At 44.5% G+C, this 22,131-nt stretch carries 38 protein-coding genes; all 38 read left to right on the forward strand.

Annotated elements, in window-relative coordinates:
- Window positions 1–157: 157 nt before the first annotated feature.
- On the forward strand, window positions 158–466 hold the full coding sequence (gene rpsJ, locus QOZ98_RS18320) for a 30S ribosomal protein S10 (protein ID WP_006828927.1): 309 nt from the start codon (window positions 158–160) through the stop codon (window positions 464–466).
- 50 nt (window positions 467–516) lie between these two features.
- The gene (rplC, locus tag QOZ98_RS18325) at window positions 517–1,146 is read left to right on the forward strand and encodes a 50S ribosomal protein L3 (RefSeq protein WP_308788705.1); all 630 of its coding nucleotides are present in this window, start codon (window positions 517–519) and stop codon (window positions 1,144–1,146) included.
- Between the two features lie 29 nt (window positions 1,147–1,175).
- Window positions 1,176–1,799, forward strand: coding sequence for a 50S ribosomal protein L4 (gene rplD / locus QOZ98_RS18330; protein WP_142830545.1), 624 nt, complete (start codon window positions 1,176–1,178; stop codon window positions 1,797–1,799).
- On the forward strand, window positions 1,799–2,083 hold the full coding sequence (gene rplW / locus QOZ98_RS18335) for a 50S ribosomal protein L23 (protein WP_006828930.1): 285 nt from the start codon (window positions 1,799–1,801) through the stop codon (window positions 2,081–2,083). Before rplD ends, rplW begins: the two co-directional genes overlap by 1 nt.
- Window positions 2,084–2,128: 45 nt before the next feature.
- Window positions 2,129–2,959, forward strand: coding sequence for a 50S ribosomal protein L2 (gene rplB / locus QOZ98_RS18340; RefSeq protein ID WP_142830547.1), 831 nt, complete (start codon window positions 2,129–2,131; stop codon window positions 2,957–2,959).
- 60 nt (window positions 2,960–3,019) lie between these two features.
- Window positions 3,020–3,298: a 30S ribosomal protein S19 gene (gene rpsS, locus QOZ98_RS18345; protein WP_006828932.1), complete on the forward strand. Its 279-nt coding sequence runs from the start codon at window positions 3,020–3,022 to the stop codon at window positions 3,296–3,298.
- A gap of 19 nt (window positions 3,299–3,317) precedes the next feature.
- Window positions 3,318–3,659, forward strand: coding sequence for a 50S ribosomal protein L22 (rplV, locus tag QOZ98_RS18350; protein ID WP_006828933.1), 342 nt, complete (start codon window positions 3,318–3,320; stop codon window positions 3,657–3,659).
- 3 nt (window positions 3,660–3,662) lie between these two features.
- A complete protein-coding gene (rpsC, locus tag QOZ98_RS18355) occupies window positions 3,663–4,319 on the forward strand; it encodes a 30S ribosomal protein S3 (RefSeq protein ID WP_049694551.1) in 657 nt (218 codons plus the stop codon).
- Window position 4,320: 1 nt separating this feature from the next.
- Window positions 4,321–4,755, forward strand: a complete 435-nt coding sequence (gene rplP, locus QOZ98_RS18360; RefSeq protein WP_142830549.1) for a 50S ribosomal protein L16 — start codon at window positions 4,321–4,323, stop codon at window positions 4,753–4,755.
- Window positions 4,745–4,945 (forward strand): 50S ribosomal protein L29, encoded by a 201-nt coding sequence (gene rpmC / locus QOZ98_RS18365; RefSeq protein ID WP_006828936.1) that lies wholly within the window; start codon window positions 4,745–4,747, stop codon window positions 4,943–4,945. The genes rplP and rpmC overlap by 11 nt, the downstream gene beginning before the upstream one ends.
- A 24-nt stretch (window positions 4,946–4,969) precedes the next feature.
- Window positions 4,970–5,233, forward strand: a complete 264-nt coding sequence (gene rpsQ, locus QOZ98_RS18370; RefSeq protein ID WP_008432511.1) for a 30S ribosomal protein S17 — start codon at window positions 4,970–4,972, stop codon at window positions 5,231–5,233.
- Window positions 5,234–5,280: 47 nt separating this feature from the next.
- Window positions 5,281–5,649, forward strand: coding sequence for a 50S ribosomal protein L14 (gene rplN / locus QOZ98_RS18375; RefSeq protein ID WP_006828938.1), 369 nt, complete (start codon window positions 5,281–5,283; stop codon window positions 5,647–5,649).
- Window positions 5,650–5,684: 35 nt separating this feature from the next.
- The gene (rplX, locus tag QOZ98_RS18380; RefSeq protein ID WP_142830551.1) at window positions 5,685–5,996 is read left to right on the forward strand and encodes a 50S ribosomal protein L24; all 312 of its coding nucleotides are present in this window, start codon (window positions 5,685–5,687) and stop codon (window positions 5,994–5,996) included.
- 27 nt (window positions 5,997–6,023) lie between these two features.
- Window positions 6,024–6,563, forward strand: a complete 540-nt coding sequence (rplE, locus tag QOZ98_RS18385; protein WP_142830553.1) for a 50S ribosomal protein L5 — start codon at window positions 6,024–6,026, stop codon at window positions 6,561–6,563.
- 19 nt (window positions 6,564–6,582) lie between these two features.
- Window positions 6,583–6,768 (forward strand): 30S ribosomal protein S14, encoded by a 186-nt coding sequence (gene rpsN / locus QOZ98_RS18390; protein ID WP_006828941.1) that lies wholly within the window; start codon window positions 6,583–6,585, stop codon window positions 6,766–6,768.
- 29 nt (window positions 6,769–6,797) lie between these two features.
- Window positions 6,798–7,196, forward strand: a complete 399-nt coding sequence (gene rpsH / locus QOZ98_RS18395; protein ID WP_006828942.1) for a 30S ribosomal protein S8 — start codon at window positions 6,798–6,800, stop codon at window positions 7,194–7,196.
- 30 nt (window positions 7,197–7,226) lie between these two features.
- Window positions 7,227–7,766 carry a 50S ribosomal protein L6 gene (rplF, locus tag QOZ98_RS18400; RefSeq protein WP_142830556.1) on the forward strand — a complete coding sequence of 180 codons (540 nt, stop codon included), beginning with the start codon at window positions 7,227–7,229 and terminating at the stop codon, window positions 7,764–7,766.
- Between the two features lie 33 nt (window positions 7,767–7,799).
- Window positions 7,800–8,162, forward strand: coding sequence for a 50S ribosomal protein L18 (gene rplR, locus QOZ98_RS18405; protein WP_142830558.1), 363 nt, complete (start codon window positions 7,800–7,802; stop codon window positions 8,160–8,162).
- A 21-nt stretch (window positions 8,163–8,183) separates the two neighbouring features.
- A complete protein-coding gene (rpsE, locus tag QOZ98_RS18410) occupies window positions 8,184–8,684 on the forward strand; it encodes a 30S ribosomal protein S5 (protein WP_142830560.1) in 501 nt (166 codons plus the stop codon).
- A gap of 13 nt (window positions 8,685–8,697) precedes the next feature.
- Window positions 8,698–8,880 (forward strand): 50S ribosomal protein L30, encoded by a 183-nt coding sequence (rpmD, locus tag QOZ98_RS18415; protein WP_006828946.1) that lies wholly within the window; start codon window positions 8,698–8,700, stop codon window positions 8,878–8,880.
- A 33-nt stretch (window positions 8,881–8,913) separates the two neighbouring features.
- On the forward strand, window positions 8,914–9,354 hold the full coding sequence (rplO, locus tag QOZ98_RS18420; protein ID WP_142830562.1) for a 50S ribosomal protein L15: 441 nt from the start codon (window positions 8,914–8,916) through the stop codon (window positions 9,352–9,354).
- Entirely contained in the window at window positions 9,354–10,649 is a 1,296-nt protein-coding gene (secY, locus tag QOZ98_RS18425; RefSeq protein ID WP_308788706.1) for a preprotein translocase subunit SecY, read from the forward strand. Before rplO ends, secY begins: the two co-directional genes overlap by 1 nt.
- A gap of 61 nt (window positions 10,650–10,710) precedes the next feature.
- Entirely contained in the window at window positions 10,711–11,364 is a 654-nt protein-coding gene (locus QOZ98_RS18430) for an adenylate kinase (RefSeq protein ID WP_142830565.1), read from the forward strand.
- 406 nt (window positions 11,365–11,770) lie between these two features.
- Window positions 11,771–11,989 carry a translation initiation factor IF-1 gene (infA, locus tag QOZ98_RS18435; protein ID WP_006828950.1) on the forward strand — a complete coding sequence of 73 codons (219 nt, stop codon included), beginning with the start codon at window positions 11,771–11,773 and terminating at the stop codon, window positions 11,987–11,989.
- Window positions 11,990–12,026: 37 nt separating this feature from the next.
- Window positions 12,027–12,140 (forward strand): 50S ribosomal protein L36, encoded by a 114-nt coding sequence (rpmJ, locus tag QOZ98_RS18440; protein ID WP_006828951.1) that lies wholly within the window; start codon window positions 12,027–12,029, stop codon window positions 12,138–12,140.
- 23 nt (window positions 12,141–12,163) lie between these two features.
- Complete coding sequence (gene rpsM / locus QOZ98_RS18445) at window positions 12,164–12,529, forward strand: 30S ribosomal protein S13 (RefSeq protein WP_006828952.1); 366 nt, start codon at window positions 12,164–12,166, stop codon at window positions 12,527–12,529.
- A gap of 25 nt (window positions 12,530–12,554) precedes the next feature.
- On the forward strand, window positions 12,555–12,944 hold the full coding sequence (gene rpsK, locus QOZ98_RS18450; RefSeq protein WP_006828953.1) for a 30S ribosomal protein S11: 390 nt from the start codon (window positions 12,555–12,557) through the stop codon (window positions 12,942–12,944).
- 131 nt (window positions 12,945–13,075) lie between these two features.
- Window positions 13,076–14,020: a DNA-directed RNA polymerase subunit alpha gene (locus QOZ98_RS18455; protein WP_142830567.1), complete on the forward strand. Its 945-nt coding sequence runs from the start codon at window positions 13,076–13,078 to the stop codon at window positions 14,018–14,020.
- Between the two features lie 46 nt (window positions 14,021–14,066).
- Window positions 14,067–14,441, forward strand: a complete 375-nt coding sequence (rplQ, locus tag QOZ98_RS18460; RefSeq protein WP_008432531.1) for a 50S ribosomal protein L17 — start codon at window positions 14,067–14,069, stop codon at window positions 14,439–14,441.
- 283 nt (window positions 14,442–14,724) lie between these two features.
- Window positions 14,725–15,573 carry an energy-coupling factor ABC transporter ATP-binding protein gene (locus QOZ98_RS18465; RefSeq protein ID WP_308788707.1) on the forward strand — a complete coding sequence of 283 codons (849 nt, stop codon included), beginning with the start codon at window positions 14,725–14,727 and terminating at the stop codon, window positions 15,571–15,573.
- Window positions 15,549–16,421 carry an energy-coupling factor ABC transporter ATP-binding protein gene (locus QOZ98_RS18470; RefSeq protein ID WP_308788708.1) on the forward strand — a complete coding sequence of 291 codons (873 nt, stop codon included), beginning with the start codon at window positions 15,549–15,551 and terminating at the stop codon, window positions 16,419–16,421. Before QOZ98_RS18465 ends, QOZ98_RS18470 begins: the two co-directional genes overlap by 25 nt.
- Window positions 16,418–17,215: an energy-coupling factor transporter transmembrane component T family protein gene (locus QOZ98_RS18475; protein ID WP_308788709.1), complete on the forward strand. Its 798-nt coding sequence runs from the start codon at window positions 16,418–16,420 to the stop codon at window positions 17,213–17,215. The genes QOZ98_RS18470 and QOZ98_RS18475 overlap by 4 nt, the downstream gene beginning before the upstream one ends.
- Before the next feature lie 12 nt (window positions 17,216–17,227).
- Window positions 17,228–17,971, forward strand: coding sequence for a tRNA pseudouridine(38-40) synthase TruA (truA, locus tag QOZ98_RS18480; RefSeq protein ID WP_308788710.1), 744 nt, complete (start codon window positions 17,228–17,230; stop codon window positions 17,969–17,971).
- A gap of 194 nt (window positions 17,972–18,165) precedes the next feature.
- Entirely contained in the window at window positions 18,166–18,603 is a 438-nt protein-coding gene (gene rplM, locus QOZ98_RS18485) for a 50S ribosomal protein L13 (RefSeq protein ID WP_142830577.1), read from the forward strand.
- 30 nt (window positions 18,604–18,633) lie between these two features.
- A complete protein-coding gene (gene rpsI / locus QOZ98_RS18490; protein ID WP_142830579.1) occupies window positions 18,634–19,026 on the forward strand; it encodes a 30S ribosomal protein S9 in 393 nt (130 codons plus the stop codon).
- Between the two features lie 113 nt (window positions 19,027–19,139).
- Entirely contained in the window at window positions 19,140–19,574 is a 435-nt protein-coding gene (locus tag QOZ98_RS18495; RefSeq protein WP_308788711.1) for a VOC family protein, read from the forward strand.
- 176 nt (window positions 19,575–19,750) lie between these two features.
- The gene (locus QOZ98_RS18500; protein WP_308788712.1) at window positions 19,751–20,815 is read left to right on the forward strand and encodes an Mrp/NBP35 family ATP-binding protein; all 1,065 of its coding nucleotides are present in this window, start codon (window positions 19,751–19,753) and stop codon (window positions 20,813–20,815) included.
- A gap of 193 nt (window positions 20,816–21,008) precedes the next feature.
- On the forward strand, window positions 21,009–21,692 hold the full coding sequence (locus tag QOZ98_RS18505) for a KinB-signaling pathway activation protein (protein WP_308788713.1): 684 nt from the start codon (window positions 21,009–21,011) through the stop codon (window positions 21,690–21,692).
- Window positions 21,693–22,131 lie beyond the last annotated feature (439 nt).

Genomic DNA, 22,131 nt, shown 5'->3' on the forward strand with positions numbered 1-22,131 from the left:
GCGGAATTCTTTTTTCTTTTGTATAATGGTGAATGTTGGTCTTTGACTGCGATGAAGCGAGAGGTTACCGATACACCCGGCCGCTTTGCCATGGCGAGTGATTGGAAAATTTTCGTGGAGAATGTCTATCAAAAATAGGCGAAAAGGAGGGAAAATAATGGCAAAACAAAAAATTCGTATCCGTTTAAAAGCATATGATCACAGAATTCTTGATCAGTCTGCCGAGAAAATTGTAGAAACCGCAAAACGTTCAGGTGCAAGCGTATCGGGTCCGATACCGTTGCCGACTGAAAGATCGGTCTACACCATCTTGCGTGCTGTCCATAAGTACAAAGATGCTCGTGAGCAATTTGAAATGCGCACACACAAACGTCTAATCGATATCGTTAACCCGACACCACAAACTGTCGATGCGTTGATGAAACTTGATTTACCGTCAGGCGTTGACATTGAAATTAAACTTTAATCGGTAAACGAAATAGAAAAACATAAAATAACCACAGGAGGTGTGACAACATGACCAAAGGAATCTTAGGTAGAAAAATCGGTATGACGCAAGTTTTTGCTGAGAACGGTGATTTAATCCCTGTAACTGTTATTGAAGCTGCTCCAAACGTAGTACTTCAAAAGAAAACAGTTGAGGTTGACGGCTACGAAGCAATCCAATTAGGTTTTGAAGACAAGCGCGAAAAGCTTTCCAACAAACCTTCTAAAGGACACGTAGCAAAAGCGAACACTGCTCCTAAGCGCTTCATTCGCGAACTTCGCAATGTAAACTTAGCTGATTACGAGATTGGTCAAGAAGTCAAAGTAGATGTATTCGCAGAAGGCGATGTAGTAGATGTCACAGGAACAACAAAAGGTAAAGGTTTCCAAGGTGTTATTAAACGCCACGGACAATCTCGCGGACCAATGAGTCACGGTTCACGTTACCACCGTCGTCCTGGTTCAATGGGTCCGGTTGCTCCTAACCGCGTATTCAAACAGAAGAAATTACCTGGTCAAATGGGTGGCACGACAATTACGATTCAAAACCTTTCCATCGTGAAAGTAGATCTTGACCGTAACCTGCTTCTTATTAAAGGTAATGTTCCTGGTTCTCGCAAAGCATTGATCCGTGTTAAAACGGCAATTAAAGCGAAATAATAATTTTTTAGAGAAAGGAGGAAACAAGAATGCCTAAAGTAGCTTTATTAAATCAAACAGGTTCACAAGTGGGCGACATCGAATTGAACGACTATGTATTCGGTATCGAACCAAATGAATCAGTGTTATTTGACGCAGTAGTGTCTCAACGCGCTTCACTTCGTCAAGGTAACCATAAAGTAAAAAACCGTTCTGAAGTAGCTGGTGGTGGTAAAAAGCCATGGCGTCAAAAAGGAACTGGACGTGCTCGTCAAGGGTCGATCCGTTCACCACAATGGCGCGGAGGCGGTGTCGTATTCGGACCAACTCCACGTAGCTATAGCTACAAACTTCCTAAGAAAGTACGTCGTTTAGCTCTACGTTCTGCACTTTCATCTGCAGTAATCGGAGAAAACCTGATGGTGCTTGAAGGATTGACATTTGATGCACCGAAAACAAAATCTTTCAACCAGTTGATCCAAGATCTTTCAATTGGCAAAAAAGCTTTGTTCGTAACTGCTGACCTTGATGAGAACGTTGCAAAATCTGCACGTAACCTTCACGGAATGACAGTAGTAGCAGCAGATGGCATCAACGTTTTAGACTTGCTTGGACATGACAAAATTGTTATGACAAAAGCAGCGATTGAGAAAATTGAGGAGGTGCTTAGTTAATGGAAGCACGTGATGTAATTAAACGTCCAGTCATTACTGAGCAATCGTCTGAAGTAATGGCAGAGAAAAAGTACACTTTTGAAGTGGACACTCGCGCAAACAAAACACAAGTTAAACAAGCAGTGCAGGAGATCTTTGGCGTGAAAGTTGAGAAAGTCAACATCATGAACTACAAAGGCAAATTCAAGCGCATGGGCAAACACGCAGGATACACAAACAAACGCCGTAAAGCGATTGTTAAATTGACTGCTGAATCTAAAGACATCGAGCTATTCGAAATTTAATTTTTATAAGTTCTTAAAGGACTATTAAAGAAGGAGGGAAACAACGTGGGGATAAGAAAATATAAACCTACCACTAACGGTCGTCGTAACATGACGAGTTCAGATTTCGCTGAAATCACTACGAACAAACCTGAAAAATCGCTTTTACGACCTGTAAAGCGCAAGGGCGGCCGTAATAACCAAGGTAAAATAACTGTACGCCATCACGGTGGTGGACATAAACGCCAATACCGTGTTATCGATTTCAAACGTAACAAAGATGGCATTCCAGGACGCGTTGCTACAATTGAGTACGATCCTAACCGTTCTGCGAACATCGCATTGATTCATTACGCTGATGGTGAGAAACGTTACATCCTCGCTCCTAAAGGAGTCGAAGTTGGAACTCAACTTATGTCAGGTATTGAAGCAGACATCAAGGCGGGTAACGCTTTGCCGTTGTCAAACATCCCAATGGGTTCTACAATCCATAACATCGAATTGAAGCCAGGCGGCGGCGGACAACTAGTTCGTTCTGCAGGAACTTCAGCTCAAGTATTGGGTAAAGAAGGAAAATACGTAACAGTTCGTTTGCAATCAGGCGAAGTTCGCATGATCCTTGCTACTTGCCGCGCAACTATCGGTGCAGTAGGAAATGAGCAGCACGAATTGATTAACATTGGTAAAGCAGGACGTAACCGCTGGAAGGGCAATCGCCCAACAGTCCGCGGATCTGTAATGAACCCTAACGATCACCCACACGGTGGTGGTGAAGGACGCTCGCCAATCGGACGTAAATCACCAATGTCTCCTTGGGGTAAACCAACTCTTGGTTACAAAACACGCAAGAAAACGAACAAATCAGATAAATTTATCGTGCGTCGTCGTAAAAAATAATTTGATTCCGCTACGGTTCGCCAAAAGAACCGTGGTGCGATCACGAAGGGAGGATCCCACATGGGCCGCAGCTTGAAAAAAGGACCTTTTGTTGATGATCATCTTATGAAAAAAGTTGAAGCACAAAAGGACTCTGAGAAAAAACAAGTGATCAAAACTTGGTCTCGCCGTTCTACAATTTTCCCGACATTCATCGGACAAACAATCGCAGTATACGATGGTCGTAAGCACATCCCTGTATACGTGACTGAAGACATGGTGGGCCATAAACTAGGCGAATTCGCTCCAACACGCAAATACGCTAGTCATGGTGCAGACGATAAGAAAACAAGACGTTAATTGAGAGGAGGATTTCCCTATGCAAGCAAAAGCTGTCGCTAGAACAGTACGTATTGCTCCTCGTAAAGTCCGTTTAGTTGTAGATTTAATTCGAGGCAAGCAAATTGGCGAAGCTGTTGCGATTTTGAACCACACTCCGAAAGCAGCATCTATTGTTGTTGAGAAGTTATTGAAATCTGCAGCTGCTAACGCTGAACACAACTACGAAATGGATCTGAATGACTTGGTCATCAGTGAAGTATTCGTTGACGAAGGACCAACACTTAAACGTTTCCGTCCACGTGCAATGGGACGCGCAAGCGCGATTAATAAACGCACAAGCCACATCACACTAGTGGTATCTGACAAGAAGGAGGGGTAATTCGTGGGACAAAAAATACATCCAATTGGGATGCGTATCGGAATCATTCGTGATTGGGAATCCAAATGGTACGCTGAGAAAGATTATGCGACACTTCTTCACGAAGATATTAAAATCCGTGAATACGTTGAAGCACGTTTGAAAGAAGCTTCAGTTTCTAAAATTGAAATTGAGCGCGCTGCAAACCGTGTCAACGTAACTATTCACACTGCGAAACCAGGTATGGTAATCGGTAAAGGTGGATCTGAAGTAGAAGTACTTCGCAACCAACTTAACTCTATGACTGGCAAGCGTGTACACATCAACATTATCGAAATCAAAAGAGCTGACCTTGATGCAAGATTGGTTGCTGAAAGTGTTGCACGTCAATTGGAAAACCGAGTATCTTTCCGCCGTGCACAAAAACAAGCGATCCAACGCACTATGCGTTCTGGCGCTAAAGGAATCAAAACTCAAGTATCTGGACGTCTAGGCGGCGCTGACATTGCGCGTGCTGAACACTACAGTGAAGGTACTGTTCCGCTCCATACGCTTCGTGCCGATATCGATTATGCGCATGCTGAAGCAGACACAACTTACGGCAAGCTTGGCGTAAAAGTATGGATCTACCGCGGTGAAGTCCTTCCAACTAAGAAGAAATCTGAGGAAGGAGGCAAATAATATGTTAATGCCTAAACGCGTTAAATATCGTAGAGAGCACCGAGGCAAGATGCGCGGGGAAGCTAAAGGCGGTAAAGAAATCGCATTCGGCGAATTTGGTCTCCAAGCACTAGAATCATCTTGGATCACTAACCGTCAAATCGAAGCAGCACGTATTTCCATGACTCGTTACATGAAACGTGGCGGTAAAGTCTGGATCAAAATTTTCCCTCATAAACCATATACGAAAAAGCCTCTAGAGGTTCGTATGGGATCTGGTAAAGGTTCACCTGAAGGTTGGGTAGCCGTTGTCAAAACTGGTAAAATCATGTTCGAACTTGGTGGAGTATCTGAAGAAGTGGCACGCGAAGCATTGCGCCTAGCATCTCACAAACTTCCGATCAAAACGAAGTTCATCAAACGCGAAGAAATTGGTGGTGAATCGAATGAAAGCTAATGAAATCCGTGACCTAACCACTGCTGAGATTGAACAAAAAGTGAAATCACTGAAAGAAGAGCTTTTCAACCTTCGCTTCCAATTGGCTACTGGTCAATTAGAAAACACTGCTCGCATCCGCGAAGTACGTAAAGCGATTGCCCGTATGAAAACTGTGATTCACGAAAGAGTACTCAGTGGCAATAACTGATAAATCGAGAGGAGGTTTGCAAGTATGACTGAGCGTAACCAACGCAAAGTATACACAGGCCGTGTTGTGTCTGACAAAATGGACAAAACCGTTACAGTAATGGTTGAAACTCAAAAGAAGCACGCATTCTATGGCAAACGTGTAAAATACTCTAAGAAATATAAAGCTCATGATGAGCTAAACGAAGCGAAAATGGGCGACGTAGTTCGCATCATGGAAACTCGTCCGTTATCAGCTACAAAACGTTTCCGCGTATTGGAAATTGTAGAAAAAGCGGTTATCATTTAATTTAAATAATTTCGGAACCTAAGAAATTCCGGAGGGAGGTTACCTAAGTGATCCAACAGGAAAGTCGTTTAAAAGTTGCAGACAACTCGGGTGCTCGTGAAGTACTAACGATTAAAGTACTTGGTGGTTCTGGTCGCAAGACTGCAAACATCGGTGACGTAATCGTTTGTACCGTGAAAAAAGCAACACCAGGTGGCGTTGTTAAGAAGGGTGAAGTCGTTAAGGCTGTCATCGTTCGCACGAAAAGCGGAGCTCGCCGTAAAGACGGTACTTATATCAAATTTGATGAAAATGCATGTGTCATTATCCGTGACGACAAAGGTCCACGCGGAACTCGTATTTTCGGACCTGTTGCCCGCGAACTTCGCGATAACAGCTTCATGAAAATCGTATCACTTGCTCCTGAAGTTCTTTAATAAATCAATGTGCCATACCAAGGAGGTGCGACAGAATGCATGTTAAAAAAGGCGATACAGTTAAGGTAATCTCAGGCAAAGACAAAGGCAAAACAGGTGTTGTTTTGACTGCTTTACCTAAGAAAGACCGTGTGCTTGTTGAAGGTGTAAACATCATTAAAAAGCATACAAAACCGAACCAGGCAAGCCCACAAGGTGGAATTGTCAGCCAAGAAGCAGCAATTCACGTTTCTAACGTAATGTTACTTGACCCTAAATCCGGCGAGCCGACTCGTGTAGGATATAAGGTTGAAGATGGTAAAAAAGTTCGTGTTGCAAAAAAATCCGGCGAAAAATTAGATAAATAAAATTCCTGAATGAAGGGAGGTACACACATGAACCGCCTAAAAGAAAAATATGTGAATGAAATCACTCCTGCTCTAGTGAGCAAGTTTGAATATAAATCGGTAATGCAGGCACCTGAAGTAAACAAAATCGTCATCAACATGGGTGTAGGCGAAGCTGTTCAAAACACGAAGTCACTTGACTCTGCTGTTGAAGAATTACAAACGATCACTGGCCAAAAACCAGTCATTACTAAAGCTAAGAAATCTATCGCTGGCTTCCGTCTTCGTGAAGGTATGCCTATCGGATGTAAAGTTACACTACGCGGAGAGCGTATGTATGACTTCCTGGATAAATTGATTGCTATCTCACTTCCACGTGTACGTGACTTCCGTGGCGTATCGAACAAATCGTTCGACGGACGCGGCAACTACACACTTGGCGTGAAAGAACAGTTAATCTTCCCTGAAATCGATTATGATAAAGTGAACAAAGTACGCGGTATGGACATCGTAATTGTAACAACTGCGAACTCTGATGAAGAAGCTCGTGAGTTATTAACACAATTCGGAATGCCGTTCCAAAAGTAAACGTGAGGGAGGCGTAAACGTGGCTAAAAAATCTATGATCGCAAAACAAAAACGCACGCCAAAGTTTAAAGTACAAGAGTACACACGCTGTGAACGATGCGGACGTCCGCATTCAGTATTACGCAAATTTAAACTTTGCCGTATTTGTTTCCGTGAACTTGCATATGTGGGACAAATTCCTGGCGTCAAAAAAGCCAGCTGGTAATCCCCTAATTTGGGAAGGAGGTAAAAGTAATGACAATGACAGATCCGATTGCAGATATGCTGACACGCATTCGTAACGCAAACATGGTTCGTCACGAGAAATTAGAGCTTCCGGCTTCTAATGTGAAAAAAGACATCGCTGAAATCCTTAAGCGTGAAGGTTTCGTTCGTGACGTGGAATATGTTGAAGATGATAAACAAGGCATGATCCGTATTTTCCTTAAATATGGAGCAAACAACGAACGCGTTATTACTGGATTGAAACGCATTTCAAAACCAGGATTACGTGTTTACGCTAAAACTAATGAGGTGCCACGTGTACTAAACGGTCTTGGAATCGCTTTAGTCTCAACATCACAAGGTTTGGTAACTGATAAAGAAGCCCGCGCGAAACAAATCGGCGGAGAAATCATAGCATACGTTTGGTAATAAGCAACAAGCGAATGGAGGTGCAACAGAATGTCACGTGTAGGTAAAAAACCAATCGAGGTGCCTGCTAACGTTACCGTAACTCTTGGAGACAAGAATACCGTAACTGTTAAAGGCCCTAAAGGCGAGTTGACTCGCACATTTAACCAAGATATTACAATCGCACAAGAAGAAAACGTGCTAACATTGACACGTCCTTCAGATTCTAAAGATCACCGCACAAACCACGGTACAAGTCGTGCTTTGCTTGCGAACATGGTCACTGGAGTTTCAGAAGGATTCCAACGTTCACTTGAACTAGTTGGTGTCGGTTACCGTGCTCAATTGCAAGGACAAAAATTGGTTCTTAACGTTGGTTACTCTCACCCGGTAGAATTCACACCGGAAGAAGGAATCACAGTTGAAGTCCCAGCTAACACTAAAGTCATTGTTAAAGGCATTGATAAAGAACGTGTTGGAGCTCTTGCTTCGAACATCCGCGCAACGCGTCCACCAGAGCCATATAAAGGCAAAGGTATTCGTTACGAAGGAGAAGCAGTTCGCCGCAAAGAAGGTAAAACAGGTAAATAATGCTGCTTAGGCAGGCTGAAAGGAGTGACCTCAGTGATTACGAAACTCGACAAAAACGCATCTCGTAAAAAACGTCATGCACGCGTACGTTCTAAAATTACGGGTACAGCACAACGCCCACGTTTAAACGTATTCCGTTCAAATAAATACATTTACGCTCAATTGATCGACGATACAAATGGCGTTACACTTGCAAGTGCATCTTCTATGGAGAAAGATTTCTCAGTAGAATCAACGGGCAACGTGGAAGCGGCAGCTAAAGTCGGCGAAACAATCGCAAAACGCGCTACTGAAAACGGCTTGAAATCGGTTGTTTTCGACCGCGGTGGTTATTTATATCATGGACGCGTAAAAGCATTAGCAGAAGCTGCACGCGAAAATGGTTTACAATTTTAAAAAGAAGGAGGGACACATTTCATGAGTCGTATTGATCCAAACAAACTTGAACTTGAAGAACGCGTAGTTACAATCAATCGCGTAGCTAAAGTTGTAAAAGGTGGACGTCGTTTCCGTTTCTCCGCTTTAGTTGTTGTAGGCGACAGAAATGGCAATGTTGGTTTTGGTACTGGTAAAGCTCAAGAAGTTCCAGATGCTATCCGCAAAGCCATCGAAGATGCGAAGAAAAACCTTATTGAAGTACCAATGGTTAAAGGTACAACTCCACACTTAGTAATTGGTCGTTTTGGCGCAGGCCAAATCCTAATCAAACCTGCTTCTCCGGGTACTGGTGTAATTGCTGGCGGACCTGTTCGTGCGGTACTTGAATTAGCTGGGGTACAAGATATTTTATCTAAATCTCTAGGTTCAAGCACACCAATCAACATGGTACGTGCAACTATTAACGGTTTAACTCAATTGAAAAGTGCTGATGAAGTTGCAAAACTTCGCGGCAAATCAATAGAAGAACTGTTAGGATAGGAGGGAAAATCACATGGCAACTAAATTGGAAATTACCCTCACAAAATCTGTGATCGGTGCTAAACCGCCACAACGTAAAACTGTTCAATCATTGGGATTGCGCAAAATGCACCAAACTGTTGAGCATCAAGACAATGCAGCCGTTCGCGGAATGCTTGATAAAGTCGCTCACTTAGTAACTATCAAAGAAGTTTAATTACGGATTTCTATAGAAGGAGGTGCCAACCAAATGAAACTTCATGAATTAAAACCGGCAGAAGGTTCACGCAGCTCAAGAAAGCGTATCGGACGCGGTATCGGTTCAGGTACTGGTAAAACAGCAGGTAAAGGTCATAAAGGTCAAAACGCACGTTCAGGCGGCGGTGTTCGCCCTGGATTCGAAGGTGGTCAAAATCCTTTGTTCCGTCGTTTGCCAAAACGTGGATTTACCAACATTAACCGTAAAGACTATGCAGTCGTAAACATCGAAGTGTTAAATCGTTTCGACGAAGGCACAGAAGTTACACCTGCATTGTTGATTGAAACAGGTATTGTGAGCAATGAACGTTCTGGAATCAAAATTCTCGGCAATGGTAGCTTAGAAAAGAAATTGACAGTAAAAGCTCACAAATTCTCTGGATCAGCTAAAGAAGCGATTGAAGCTGCCGGCGGACAAACCGAGGTGGTTTAATGTTTCAGACAATCTCTAATTTTATGCGCGTGACTGATATTCGAAATAAAATATTCTTTACATTACTGATGCTCATCATTTTCCGTATTGGAACTTTTGTTCCAGTACCGAATGTTGATGCTTCGGTTTTGCAAGCTACTGACCAGATGGGTCTGGTCGGATTCTTAAATACTTTCGGTGGAGGTGCCCTTGCTAACTTTTCGATTTTAGCAATGGGAATTATGCCATACATTACAGCATCAATCATTGTGCAATTATTGCAGATGGATGTTGTACCGAAATTTGCAGAGTGGGCGAAACAAGGAGAAGTCGGAAGACGGAAACTTGCTCAATTCACTCGCTACTTCACAATCGTTCTTGCCTTTATTCAAGCAATCGGTATGTCTTATGGATTTAACCAAATGTACGGCGGTTCTTTAATCCAGAATGATACGATTTCAACATATGTTGTCATCGCCATTGTATTGACTGCAGGTACGGCGTTTCTACTGTGGCTTGGTGAGCAGATTACGGCAAAAGGTGTGGGGAACGGTATTTCGATTATCATCTTCGCAGGGATTGTCGCTGCAGTACCAGGCGCTGTAAATCAATTGTATGCACAGCAGATCCAAGGAGCTGGAGATCAGCTTCCGGTGAATATTGCCATTATGGCATTGCTTGCATTAGCTGTTGTTGCCATTACGGTTTTGGTTATTTACGTTCAACAAGCGTTGCGTAAAATACCGATTCAGTATGCAAAACGAGTTGCTGGCCGCGGTCAGACAACAAGTGGGCAGCAAACGCATTTACCCTTGAAAGTGAACGCGGCCGGAGTTATCCCGGTAATCTTTGCAGTAGCGTTTATCATTACGCCGCAAACCATTGCTTCTTTCTTTGGTGCCAACGCGTTTACAGAAGCGATTACGAATACGTTTGATTATACGCGCCCTGTCGGCATGATTATTTATGTCGCATTGATCGTAGCATTCACGTACTTCTACGCATTTATTCAGGTTAATCCTGAAAACGTGTCGGATAACTTGAAAAAGCAAGGCGCATATATTCCGGGAATCCGTCCGGGTAAAAATACGCAGGATTATTTAACAAGTGTGTTATACCGATTGACTTTTGTCGGTGCCATCTTCCTTGCAGTCATTGCCATTCTACCGATTTTCTTCATCAACATTGCGAATTTGCCGCAATCGGCGCAAATCGGCGGAACAAGTCTATTGATTGTCGTTGGGGTAGCACTTGAAACGATGAAACAATTGGAATCTCAGCTTGTAAAACGTCATTATAAAGGCTTTATGAAATAATCAGTGGGATCTAGAGGGACGTGAAAGCGTCTCTTGTCCAATTGTTTGAGGGGGAAAACGTATGAATATCGTATTAATGGGTCTACCGGGTGCCGGAAAAGGTACTCAAGCAGACGAAATTGTTAAGAAGTACGACATCCCTCATATTTCTACAGGTGACATGTTCCGAGCTGCTATAAAAGGCGGAACGGAGCTGGGCTTGAAAGCTAAATCATTCATGGATCAAGGTGCTCTAGTGCCTGATGAAGTGACAATCGGCATTGTCCGGGAACGGTTAAGCGAAAAGGATTGTGAAGAAGGCTTCTTATTAGACGGCTTTCCACGAACAGTTCCTCAAGCGGAAGCGTTGGAATCTCTTCTGGCCGATCTTGATAAGCGAATCGAGCATGTCGTAAATATCCAAGTCGAACAAGATGAATTAATTGCACGTTTAACAGGCCGATGGATCTGTAAAGTTTGTGGAACTGCTTACCATACTGTGTTTAACCCGCCGGCAACAGCTGGAGTGTGCGACAAAGATGGCGGAGAACTCTACCAGCGTGAAGATGATAAGCCTGAAACCGTCACAAAGCGTTTAGAAGTAAATATGCAACAAACACAGCCGCTTCTTGATTTCTATGAAAGCAAGAACGTGCTGCAAAATATAGATGGACAGCAGGACATCCAAAAAGTATTTGCTGACATTGATGCTCTTCTAAAGGGCGACCGAGGCTAATCCCCGGCGCCGGGCGCAGTTAGTTGCCTCCATGTGGCTTTAAGGAGCACCGGAGATATGAATTTTCAATTTTCGAGAGCTGCAAAAGCAAACAAGACTCAGGATATGAAAGTTGATGCAAAATGCGCTTTAGTGCAATTGCGCATCGAAACTAGTATAATGGGTTTCGTGGAAGCATCTGTGTAACGGGTTTGGAACTCATCCAAAGCAGTCCGGGCAGTCGAGGATACATGAGACAGACTGGCTTTGCCGGATTAACCCCGGCCCGCGTATTTGCGGGACTCGGAGAATGTCTTTCGAATGTCACTCATGCATTTCTTGTGAATGAATGTACTATTACTATTCAATCAGCAAATACTGTTTGAAGATGAGAACCTGATTTGTATACAGAAGGGAGACTGGGTCGATGGCGAAAGACGATGTAATTGAAATCGAAGGAACTGTCGTTGAGACTTTGCCTAACGCGATGTTTAAAGTGGAATTGGAAAACGGCCATACGATTCTTGCGCACGTATCAGGCAAGATTCGCATGCATTTCATCCGCATTCTGCCAGGAGATAAAGTGACAGTGGAACTTTCTCCTTACGATTTAACACGCGGTCGTATCACATACCGTTTTAAATAATCTTTTGCACTCCGGACTACTAAGGAGGTTGGGTTAGATGAAAGTGAGACCATCTGTAAAACCGATCTGTGAAAAATGTAAAGTTATTCGCAGAAACGGTAAAGTAATGGTAATCTGTGAAAATCCGAAACACAAACAAAGACAAGGCTAATTTGAAGGAGGTGCATCGCACACATGGCACGTATTGCTGGTGTTGACATTCCGCGCGACAAACGCGTTGTTATTTCATTAACATACATTTTCGGTGTTGGTAAAACAACTGCACAGAAAGTTCTTTCTGCTGCTGGTATCTCTGAAGAGACACGCGTTCGTGATCTTACAGAAGACGAGTTGAACAATATCCGTGAACAATTAGATCAATACAAAATCGAAGGTGACCTCCGCCGTGAAGTTTCAATGAACATCAAACGCTTGATGGAAATTGCTAGCTTCCGAGGGATCCGCCATCGTCGTGGACTACCTGTTCGCGGTCAAAATACGAAGAACAATGCGCGTACGCGTAAGGGTCCTCGTAAAACTGTAGCTAACAAGAAAAAATAATCAGTAAAGGAGGTTTCTTCTTAACATGGCACGTAAACAACAAACTCGTAAGCGTCGTGTGAAAAAGAATATCGAATCTGGTATTGCTCACATCCGCTCAACATTCAATAACACAATCGTTACTATCACTGATATGCAGGGTAACGCTGTTTCATGGTCAAGTGCAGGGGCTCTAGGATTTAGAGGTTCACGTAAATCTACTCCTTTCGCTGCTCAAATGGCTGCTGAAACTGCTGCTAAAACATCAATCGAACACGGTCTTAAAACTCTAGAAGTTACAGTTAAAGGTCCTGGTTCAGGTCGTGAAGCTGCAATCCGTGCACTTCAAGCTGCCGGACTAGAAGTTACAGCTATTAAAGATGTAACTCCTGTACCTCACAACGGTTGCCGTCCGCCAAAACGCCGTCGCGTATAATCGTTAATCTGAATGGGATTTTTGAACATCACGACTTACTGGATGGGTTCTGAATCGTAGCGAAAGTCTGTGACTATCGAATTCTTTGATGAAGCGAAAAAAAACCGACGTTTTGAAGGAGGGTAAACTGAATGCTCGAAATAGAAAAACCAAAGATTGAAACGGTTGAGATCGACAGCAATGCCAAATTCGGTAAATTTGTTGTTGAACCTCTTGAGCGTGGATATGGAACCACTTTAGGAAACTCCTTACGTCGAATCTTACTTTCATCTTTACCTGGCGCAGCTGTTACTTCAATTCAAATTGATGGCGTACTGCATGAATTCTCCACTGTTGAAGGTGTAGAAGAAGATGTAGCAACCATTATTTTGAATATCAAGAAGCTGGCTTTGAAAATTTACTCTGACGAAGAAAAAGTCATTGAAATTGATGTAAAAGGTGATGGAACGGTTACGGCTGCAGATATCACGCACGACAGTGACGTGGAAATTCTGAATCCGGATCTATATATTGCAACAATCGCTAAAAATGGCCACTTGCGTATGCGCATGTATGCGAACAGAGGCCGTGGATATGCCCGTGCAGATCAGAACAAACGTGAAGATCTTCCGATCGGCGTTATCCCGATTGACTCTATTTACACTCCAGTTTCACGCGTTAATTTCCAAGTGGAAAACACTCGTGTGGGTCAACTGGCTCATTTCGACAAATTATCTCTTGATGTTTGGACAGATGGCAGCATTGGTCCTAAAGAGGCAATTGCGCTTGGCGCAAAGATTTTTACTGAGCATTTAAATATCTTCGTGGGATTAACAGATGAGGCACAAACGGCTGAAATCATGGTTGAAAAAGAAGAAGACCAAAAAGAAAAAGTATTAGAGATGACTATCGAAGAACTTGATCTTTCGGTTCGATCTTACAACTGCTTAAAACGTGCGGGTATCAACACGGTACACGAACTGGCAAGCAAGTCAGAAGACGACATGATGAAAGTACGCAACCTCGGACGCAAATCACTTGAAGAAGTTAAAGTGAAGTTGGAAGATTTAGGACTTGGCCTTCGTAAAGAAGACTGAGTGTTGAGATCGGATCCGAACTATTCAACAAAGGAGGGAAACTTCAATGAGAAAGCTTCAACGTACAAGTTCTCAACGTAAAGCACTATTACGTGACCTTACAACAGACTTAATCGTACATGAACGCATTCAAACGACTGAAGCTCGTGCGAAAGAAGTGCGTTCGACTGTAGAAAAAATGATTACGCTTGGTAAACGTGGAGATCTTCACGCTCGCCGTAAAGCAGCAGCATGGATGCGCCGTGAGTTGGTAACAACTGCAGACGCTGAAGGCAACGAAACAACAACTTATGCTTTGCAGAAATTGTTTGATGATGTTGCACCACGTTACGCTGACCGTCAAGGCGGTTACACTCGCATTATGAAAATGGGGCCTCGTCGCGGAGATGGCGCACCTATCGTTATTATCGAATTGGTTTAATCAATCGAAGGGGGTCAATAGCCCTCTTCTTTTAGCATTATGATTTATACGACAATATGAAAAGCTGAGTGTTATGATGAGCGAGCCGAAAGGCGGCGTCTCGTCTAGCTCTACGCACCTCATTCAACCCTGGCTTAAGCAACCGGGGAAGCCATAGAGACAGAAAAGCGCATTTCTCTGAATGAGGTGCGCGCTTTTTTTATTTATTTACCGTTTTACAAAAGCTGTTGAAACCCAGTAGAGTAGAGAATAGCAGAGCAAGTGTCAGAGGAGGTCAGCTGAGATGAATTCGAACATATTGTCATTTGAAAATGTGACATTTACATATGCGCCAGAGGACGAAACGGTGAAACCGGCCGTACAGGATTTATCATTCTCGATTCAAGACGGGGAATGGATTGCCTTGGTAGGCCATAACGGCTCCGGAAAATCAACCATCGCTAAATTGATGAATGGCTTATTGTTTCCACAAACCGGCAAAGTGTCCGCGATGGGCCGAATGATGGAAGAAGAAAGCCTGTGGGACATCCGTTCGCAAATGGGCATGGTTTTTCAAAATCCAGACAATCAATTTGTCGGAGCGACGGTTCAGGACGATGTGGCTTTTGCATTGGAAAACAATGGCGTGCCGCATAAAGAAATGGTGCTGCGCGTCAAAGAAGCTTTGCACCAGGTAAAAATGGAAGCTTATTTCGATCACGAACCCCATCATTTATCGGGCGGTCAAAAGCAGCGTGTGGCGATAGCAGGTGCTCTTGCACTCCGTCCGCGCCTGTTGATACTGGATGAAGCGACTTCCATGCTCGATCCGCAAGGGCGCATGGAAGTCATCGAAACCATCCGTGAACTTCGAAGAGCGACAGGCCTTACGGTCATCTCGATTACGCATGATTTGGAGGAAGCTGCAATGGCTGACCGCATCCTGGTCATGAATGCAGGACACAAGCAGTTGGAAGGCACACCGGAAGCTGTGTTTCTTTCCGGTAACCAGTTGACAACGATGGGATTGGACTTGCCGTTTGCGATGCGCATGACGCATTTGCTGCGGGAAGCTGGAGTCGAGCTTGAAGCGGAACATATGACAGAAGATGAATTGGTGGATGACCTATGGACATATTACTCCAGGAAGTAGGATACAGTTATGCAAAAGACACGCCATTTGAAAAACGGGCGTTGACGGATGTGTCCTTGCATATTCCTTCTGGTTCCTACACAGCAATTATTGGACATACCGGATCCGGAAAATCGACAGTTCTTCAGCATCTCAATGCTTTGCTAAAGCCGACCGAAGGATCAGTCATGATTGGCGAACGCAAGATCGAAGCGGGTGTAAAGGCGAAGAACTTGCGCGATGTCCGCCGCCAAGTCGGGATTGTCTTTCAATTTCCGGAACAACAGCTGTTTGATGAAACGGTTTTAAAAGATATTATGTTTGGCCCTATGAATTACGGTGTTCCGGAAGAAGAGGCAAGCCGCCGCGCACATGAGCTGGTCGAGCAGCTTGGATTGCCTCCAGAAGTATTGACGAAATCCCCGTTCGATTTGTCGGGCGGGCAAATGCGCCGTGTCGCTATTGCAGGGGTGTTGGCAATGGAACCGGATGTTCTGGTGCTGGATGAACCAACGGCTGGACTCGATCCACGCGGCCGCCGTGAAATCATGGACCTGTTCCACCGGCTCCATATCCAAAAAGGCCTGACGACGGTGTTGGTGACGCATAGTATGGAAGATGCGGCGCGTTACGCAGACCGTGTGGCCATTATGCACAATGGCCACTGCGTGGTCACTGGAGAGCCTGAAGAGATTTTTTCCAATGAAGAGCAATTAGGAGACTATCGCTTGGAACCGCCGCGGACAATCCGTCTGCAGCGGAAGTTCGAAGCAAAAGCTGGCATCAAGCTCGGTGCCATTTCTTTGACGGAAGAAGCTTTAGCTAAGAATATCGCTTTGGCTTTATTGGAAGGGCGTGATTCCGAATGATGGAGAAAATGATTTTTGGACGATTTATTCCTGGCAATTCCATCATTCACCAAATGGATCCGCGCGCGAAAATTTCGTTTGTCTTTGTGTTTATCGCCATTGTATTTATTGCCAATAGTGCGGTGACCTACGGCATTTTGCTTGGATTCACGTTGTTGGTGGTCTTCCTGTCTAAAATTCGTCTGTATTTCTTGATAAATGGATTGAAACCGGTCTTTATCCTATTGATTTTCACCTTTTTTCTGCATATTTTCTTTACGCGGGAAGGCGATTTGCTGTTGGACATCGGTTTTATTGAAATTTACGAAGAAGGGCTGCGGCAAGGGATATTCATCTCAGTCCGTTTCTTGGTCTTGGTGTTCATCACCAGCATCCTGACGTTGACGACGTCGCCGATTTCCATCACGGATGGCATTGAAGTGCTGCTTGGCCCGTTCAAACGCGTCAAGCTGCCGGTTCATGAATTGGCATTGATGATGTCCATTTCCCTGCGGTTTATCCCGACTTTGATGGACGAGACGGGCAAGATCCTTAAAGCACAGATGGCCAGAGGCTCAGATATCGGCTCAGGGCCGATGAAAGAGCGCATCAAGGCAGTTGTGCCCCTATTGATCCCATTGTTCGTCAGCGCCTTTAAACGTGCCGAAGACCTGGCTACGGCGATGGAAGTCCGCGGCTACCGAGGAGGCGAGGGCAGGACGCGTTACCGCCAGTTGGACTGGCGTTTTGTGGACAGCCTGAGTTTGCTGGTGCTGGCAGGGCTCGCGGGAATGCTCTGGTATTTCCGGGTATAAGGAGAGAGAGTTATGAAACGATTAAAAGCGACCATTTCCTATGACGGCTCCGGATTTGCAGGTTATCAGGTGCAGCCGGAGTCGCGTACGGTTCAAGTTGAATTAATGAAAGTGTTGAAAACCATCCACAAAGGCAAAGTGGTTCAGGTCGTGGCAAGCGGACGCACCGATGCCAAAGTGCATGCCACAGGGCAAGTCATTCATTTTGACACGGAGTTTTCCATTCCTGTGAGTGGCTGGCTAAAAGCTTTAAATGTCCTGTTGCCGGAAGACATCCGGGTCAGTTCGATTGAAGAAGTGGATGCATCTTTTCATGCGCGTTACCATACGACCGGCAAAACCTATCGCTATAAATGGGACCGCAGCCCGATCATCAGCCCGTTCACACGCAATTATATGGTGCATGTCAAGCAGCCGCTTGATGTAGAGGCGATGAGAACGGCTGCACAAGCTTTGATTGGCACCCATGATTTCTCAAGCTTTTGTGCAGCCAATACTGCAGTGGTCGACAAAGTACGGACAATTTGGCGCGTGGATTTTGAAGAGCATGGCAATGAGCTGCATATGGTCATTGAAGGTTCCGGCTTCCTGTATAACATGGTCCGCATTATTGCAGGGACATTAACGGAGGTTGGCATCGGCAAAAGAACAGCGGAAGAGCTTGGCGGAATCGTGGCTTCAGCAGAGCGGGATGCTGCCGGAAAAACAGCGGCAGCGCACGGACTTTACCTGGAAAGCGTGATGTATAAGAGCTGAAGCAACTTTTCCTGGTGTTTTTAGAAAAACCCTTGACTTTTTAGCGCTGGCGTTATAACATGATGTATGGTATTTTCATTACCCCCACGATATGCCCCGGAAGGTTATTTGTGTTTAGGGATAACGAAAAAACGGAACAGCGGAACACTGTAAAAGAATTTAAAAACAGACGATTTATTAGGAGGACAATATACATGCGTACAACATTCATGGCTAAGGGTCACGAAGTAGAGCGTAAATGGTTAGTTGTCGATGCAGAAGGGCAAACTCTTGGACGTTTAGCTTCTGAAGTCGCTTCAATCTTACGCGGGAAATACAAACCAACATTCACACCAAACGTTGACACTGGTGATCACGTGATCATCATCAACGCTGAAAAGATTCACCTTACAGGGAAAAAGCTTACAGACAAAATCTACTACCGCCACACACAATACAGCGGTGGATTGAAACAGCGTACTGCACTTGAAATGCGCACAAAATACCCAACTAAAATGCTTGAATTGGCTATCAAAGGGATGCTTCCAAAAAACTCTCTAGGACGCCAAATGTTCAGAAAGCTGCATGTCTATGCTGGCCCAGAACATAACCACCAAGCACAAACACCGGAAAACTACCAGCTTCGCGGATAATACATTAGTAAATTAGAGGAGGATACACCTTTGGCACAAGTTCAATATATTGGAACAGGTCGTCGTAAAAACTCAACAGCTCGCGTACGGTTAGTACCGGGTAACGGCACAATTACAATCAACAAACGTGACGTAGCGGACTACGTTCCTTACGAAACATTACAACAAATCATCAAACAGCCACTAGTTGCTACGGATACTCTAGGAAGCTACGACATCCTTGTAAACGTAAACGGCGGTGGATTCACAGGCCAAGCCGGAGCAATCCGTCACGGTATCGCACGCGCTCTACTTACTGTAGACCCTGCATTCCGTCCTGCGTTGAAATCTGCTGGGTTGTTAACACGTGACCCACGTATGAAAGAACGTAAGAAACCAGGTCTTAAATCAGCACGTCGTGCACCTCAGTTCTCAAAACGTTAATTTCGATTTTCGTTTACAAAACACTTTCCGAAGAAATTTGGAAAGTGTTTTTTTATGTTCAAACTAGGACTTGGACAGGTAAGATAGAAAGAAACAAAAGGAGTGAGGCAGAAATGAATCGAATCAACTTAATTTGCCTGGGTGTCAAAGATATGAAAACGTCGGTAAAGTTTTACAGGGATGGACTCGGCTTTGAGACCGCTGAAAAAGGGGAAAATCCTGAAATTGTGTTTTTTAATTCATCAGGGACCAAACTGGAGTTGTATCCGTTGGAGCATTTGGCAAAAGATATCGACGAGAACAATCCGCCAAGCGGCAGCGGATTTTCGGGCATTACTCTGGCTTACAATGTGAAGTATAAAGAAGAGGTGGATGAGGTGATTGCTCTGGCGAAAGCAGCTGGAGGAAAAGTCGTCAAAGAACCGAAAGATGTTTTCTGGGGCGGCTACTCCGGTTACTTTACAGATCCCGACGGCTACTACTGGGAAGTCGCATGGGGTCCGGACTTTACCTATGATGAAAACGATATGCTGAAACTGGATTCGTAAGTTGAGCTTTTGGTCACTGCAGTCATTGTATTGAAGAAATGCCACTTTACGAGATCTCTAATCCCTCTCGAAGTTAAGTGGCTTTTTTCATTTTTGTTCTAAGCGCGAATAGATTAAAAATAAGATTTGCTGTGCTATACTTTATGGTGAGCAAAATTGATAGGGAGTGTATCGATATGTTAACAGAAGTACAAGTGCGCGAATTACTCGGAACGCTAGAAGATCCGTTTTTACATAGATCGTTGACTGAAACAAACGGCATCACGTCCGTAACGATCAAAGAAGAAAAAAATCACGTCAGCGTTAAATTGGCAATTGCCAAAACCAACACACCTGAACAAATGCAGCTTCAAATGAAGGTTGTCGATGTCCTGAAAGGGGCGGGAGCAGGATCTGTCGGAATCCGTTTTGAAGAGCTTCCGCCTGAGGCACTGGCCCAGTTCCGCGGAACGGCAAACGAATCAGAAGCACAAGATCTATTGTCCCCACTCAACAAAGTTGAGTTTATTTCAATCGCCAGCGGTAAAGGCGGCGTCGGCAAATCGACTGTATCTGTCAACTTGGCGATTGCATTGGCGCGTCTTGGCAAAAAAGTCGGGTTGATTGATGCCGATATTTACGGATTCAGCGTGCCGGATATGATGGGCATCGACAAATCTCCGGTCGTTCGCGGCCAAACGATCATTCCGGTTGAGCGCTTCGGCGTGAAAGTCATTTCAATGGGCTTTTTCGTGGAAGACAATATGCCAGTCGTTTGGCGTGGCCCGATGCTCGGCAAAGTGCTTGACCAGTTTTTCCGTGATGTAGAGTGGGGAGATTTGGATTACCTTCTATTGGATCTGCCGCCTGGCACCGGGGACGTCGCACTCGACATCCACCAAATGCTTCCGGCTTCCAAAGAAATCGTCATCACGACACCTCACCCGACTGCAGCATTCGTCGCGGCGCGTGCCGGAGCGATGGCACTTCAAACTGACCACGAAGTATTGGGTGTTATTGAGAACATGTCGTGGTTCGAAAGCAAAGAGACCGGTAAGAGAGAATACTTATTCGGACAAGGCGGCGGACCAAAGCTTGCAGAAGAATTGCAGACGCCGTTGCTCGGCCAGATTCCACTGGGCCAGCCGGATTGGAACGAAGAAGACTTTGCGCCATCTGTTTATACGGCAGAGCATCCAACAGGGAAAATTTACGAAGACATTGCGCAGCAAGTGCTTAAACAATTCGCCAATAAAAAATAGAAACTCAAGCAGTCCGGAATCCTTAACTGGTTTCCGGGCTTTTATTATGGGTGATTAGCAATAGGATATGGCGATTCAGTAACAAAGCTCTGACTTTCAAGCTTTGTTCACAATCTGTTGCACGCGGTGAATGGATTTTTCAATAGCCGGTTGGTACAATCTTAGAAGGACTTTAAATAACGGAGGCATTCAATTGACAATACGAAATTGGGTTAAGTTTTTTTTGAAAGCTCTTTTGATTGGTGGAGTCGTCACAGGAGTGCTCGGTTTATTCGTTCGCTGGGATGACGTCTTTTCTCAACCGTTCAATGCGGGCGAGTGGGGAGAATTCCTCGCAGGATTCGTCTGGCTGGTCATTATCGGCTTAACGATGAGCATCATCAGCCAGCTGTGTTTCTTTGCTTACTTGACGGTGCACCAAATAGGGATGAATATTTTCCGGACATTGCGGTTATGGAACTGGGTTCAGCTTTTGATCATCGGTGTGGTCATTACCGATTTGATTTTATTCCGTTTCGCACCAAATGCGGAAACGACTGAGCAGGTTTGGCTTTATGGAATCTTGTTGGCCATTTTAATCGTTACCGGAGTGGTGACGGCTTACTTTAAAGCGAAATGGACCAACAAAGATACATTTATTTCAGCGTTATTTTTCATGATTGTCATCACGACGGTGGAATGGCTGCCGGCATTGATGGTGGAAGAGGGGAATATCGACAGCTGGGTTACTTTATTGCTGTTCCCATTCCTCGCAGTAAATGCGTATCAGCTATTGGTATTGCCGAAATACAATGCGCAATCAGATATTGATCGACAGAAGTTGGAAGAGCGGCGCGCAGCAAGAAAAGCGCAAACGCAGCCAGCTTCCAAAAAATAAAACCATTTATCCGCTGGCTTTGTTCCGGCGGATGAATGGTTTTTCATTTTTATAAAATACGCTTGAGTAGCCAGAGAATGCTGATGGCAGTGTGAGAGAAGGGAGTTAATAAGGCAAAGGAGTGGTGAGTACAGAAGGAAAAAACCGGTTTCGACAAAAACTTTCAAGAAAGTGTTGACAGGAATATAAACATGCTTTAATATAATAAAAGTCGCCAAGCAACAACGAACAACATAAACGAAACGGCGGCACACCAATTGAACCTTGAAAACTGAACAGCAAAACGTCAACAAACACGCAACGGCCGCGCAAAACGGCCCGCGCAAAACTTACTGATCAGCATCATGCAGATCACAAGCGAACCGTGCGTCATCTAGACGGCGGTACGCCAGCAGTATTGAGCAATCAACACTACTCTATAATGGAGAGTTTGATCCTG

The sequence above is a fragment of the Planomicrobium stackebrandtii genome, from assembly GCF_030814955.1.
GTDB lineage: Bacteria > Bacillota > Bacilli > Bacillales_A > Planococcaceae > Planococcus > Planococcus stackebrandtii.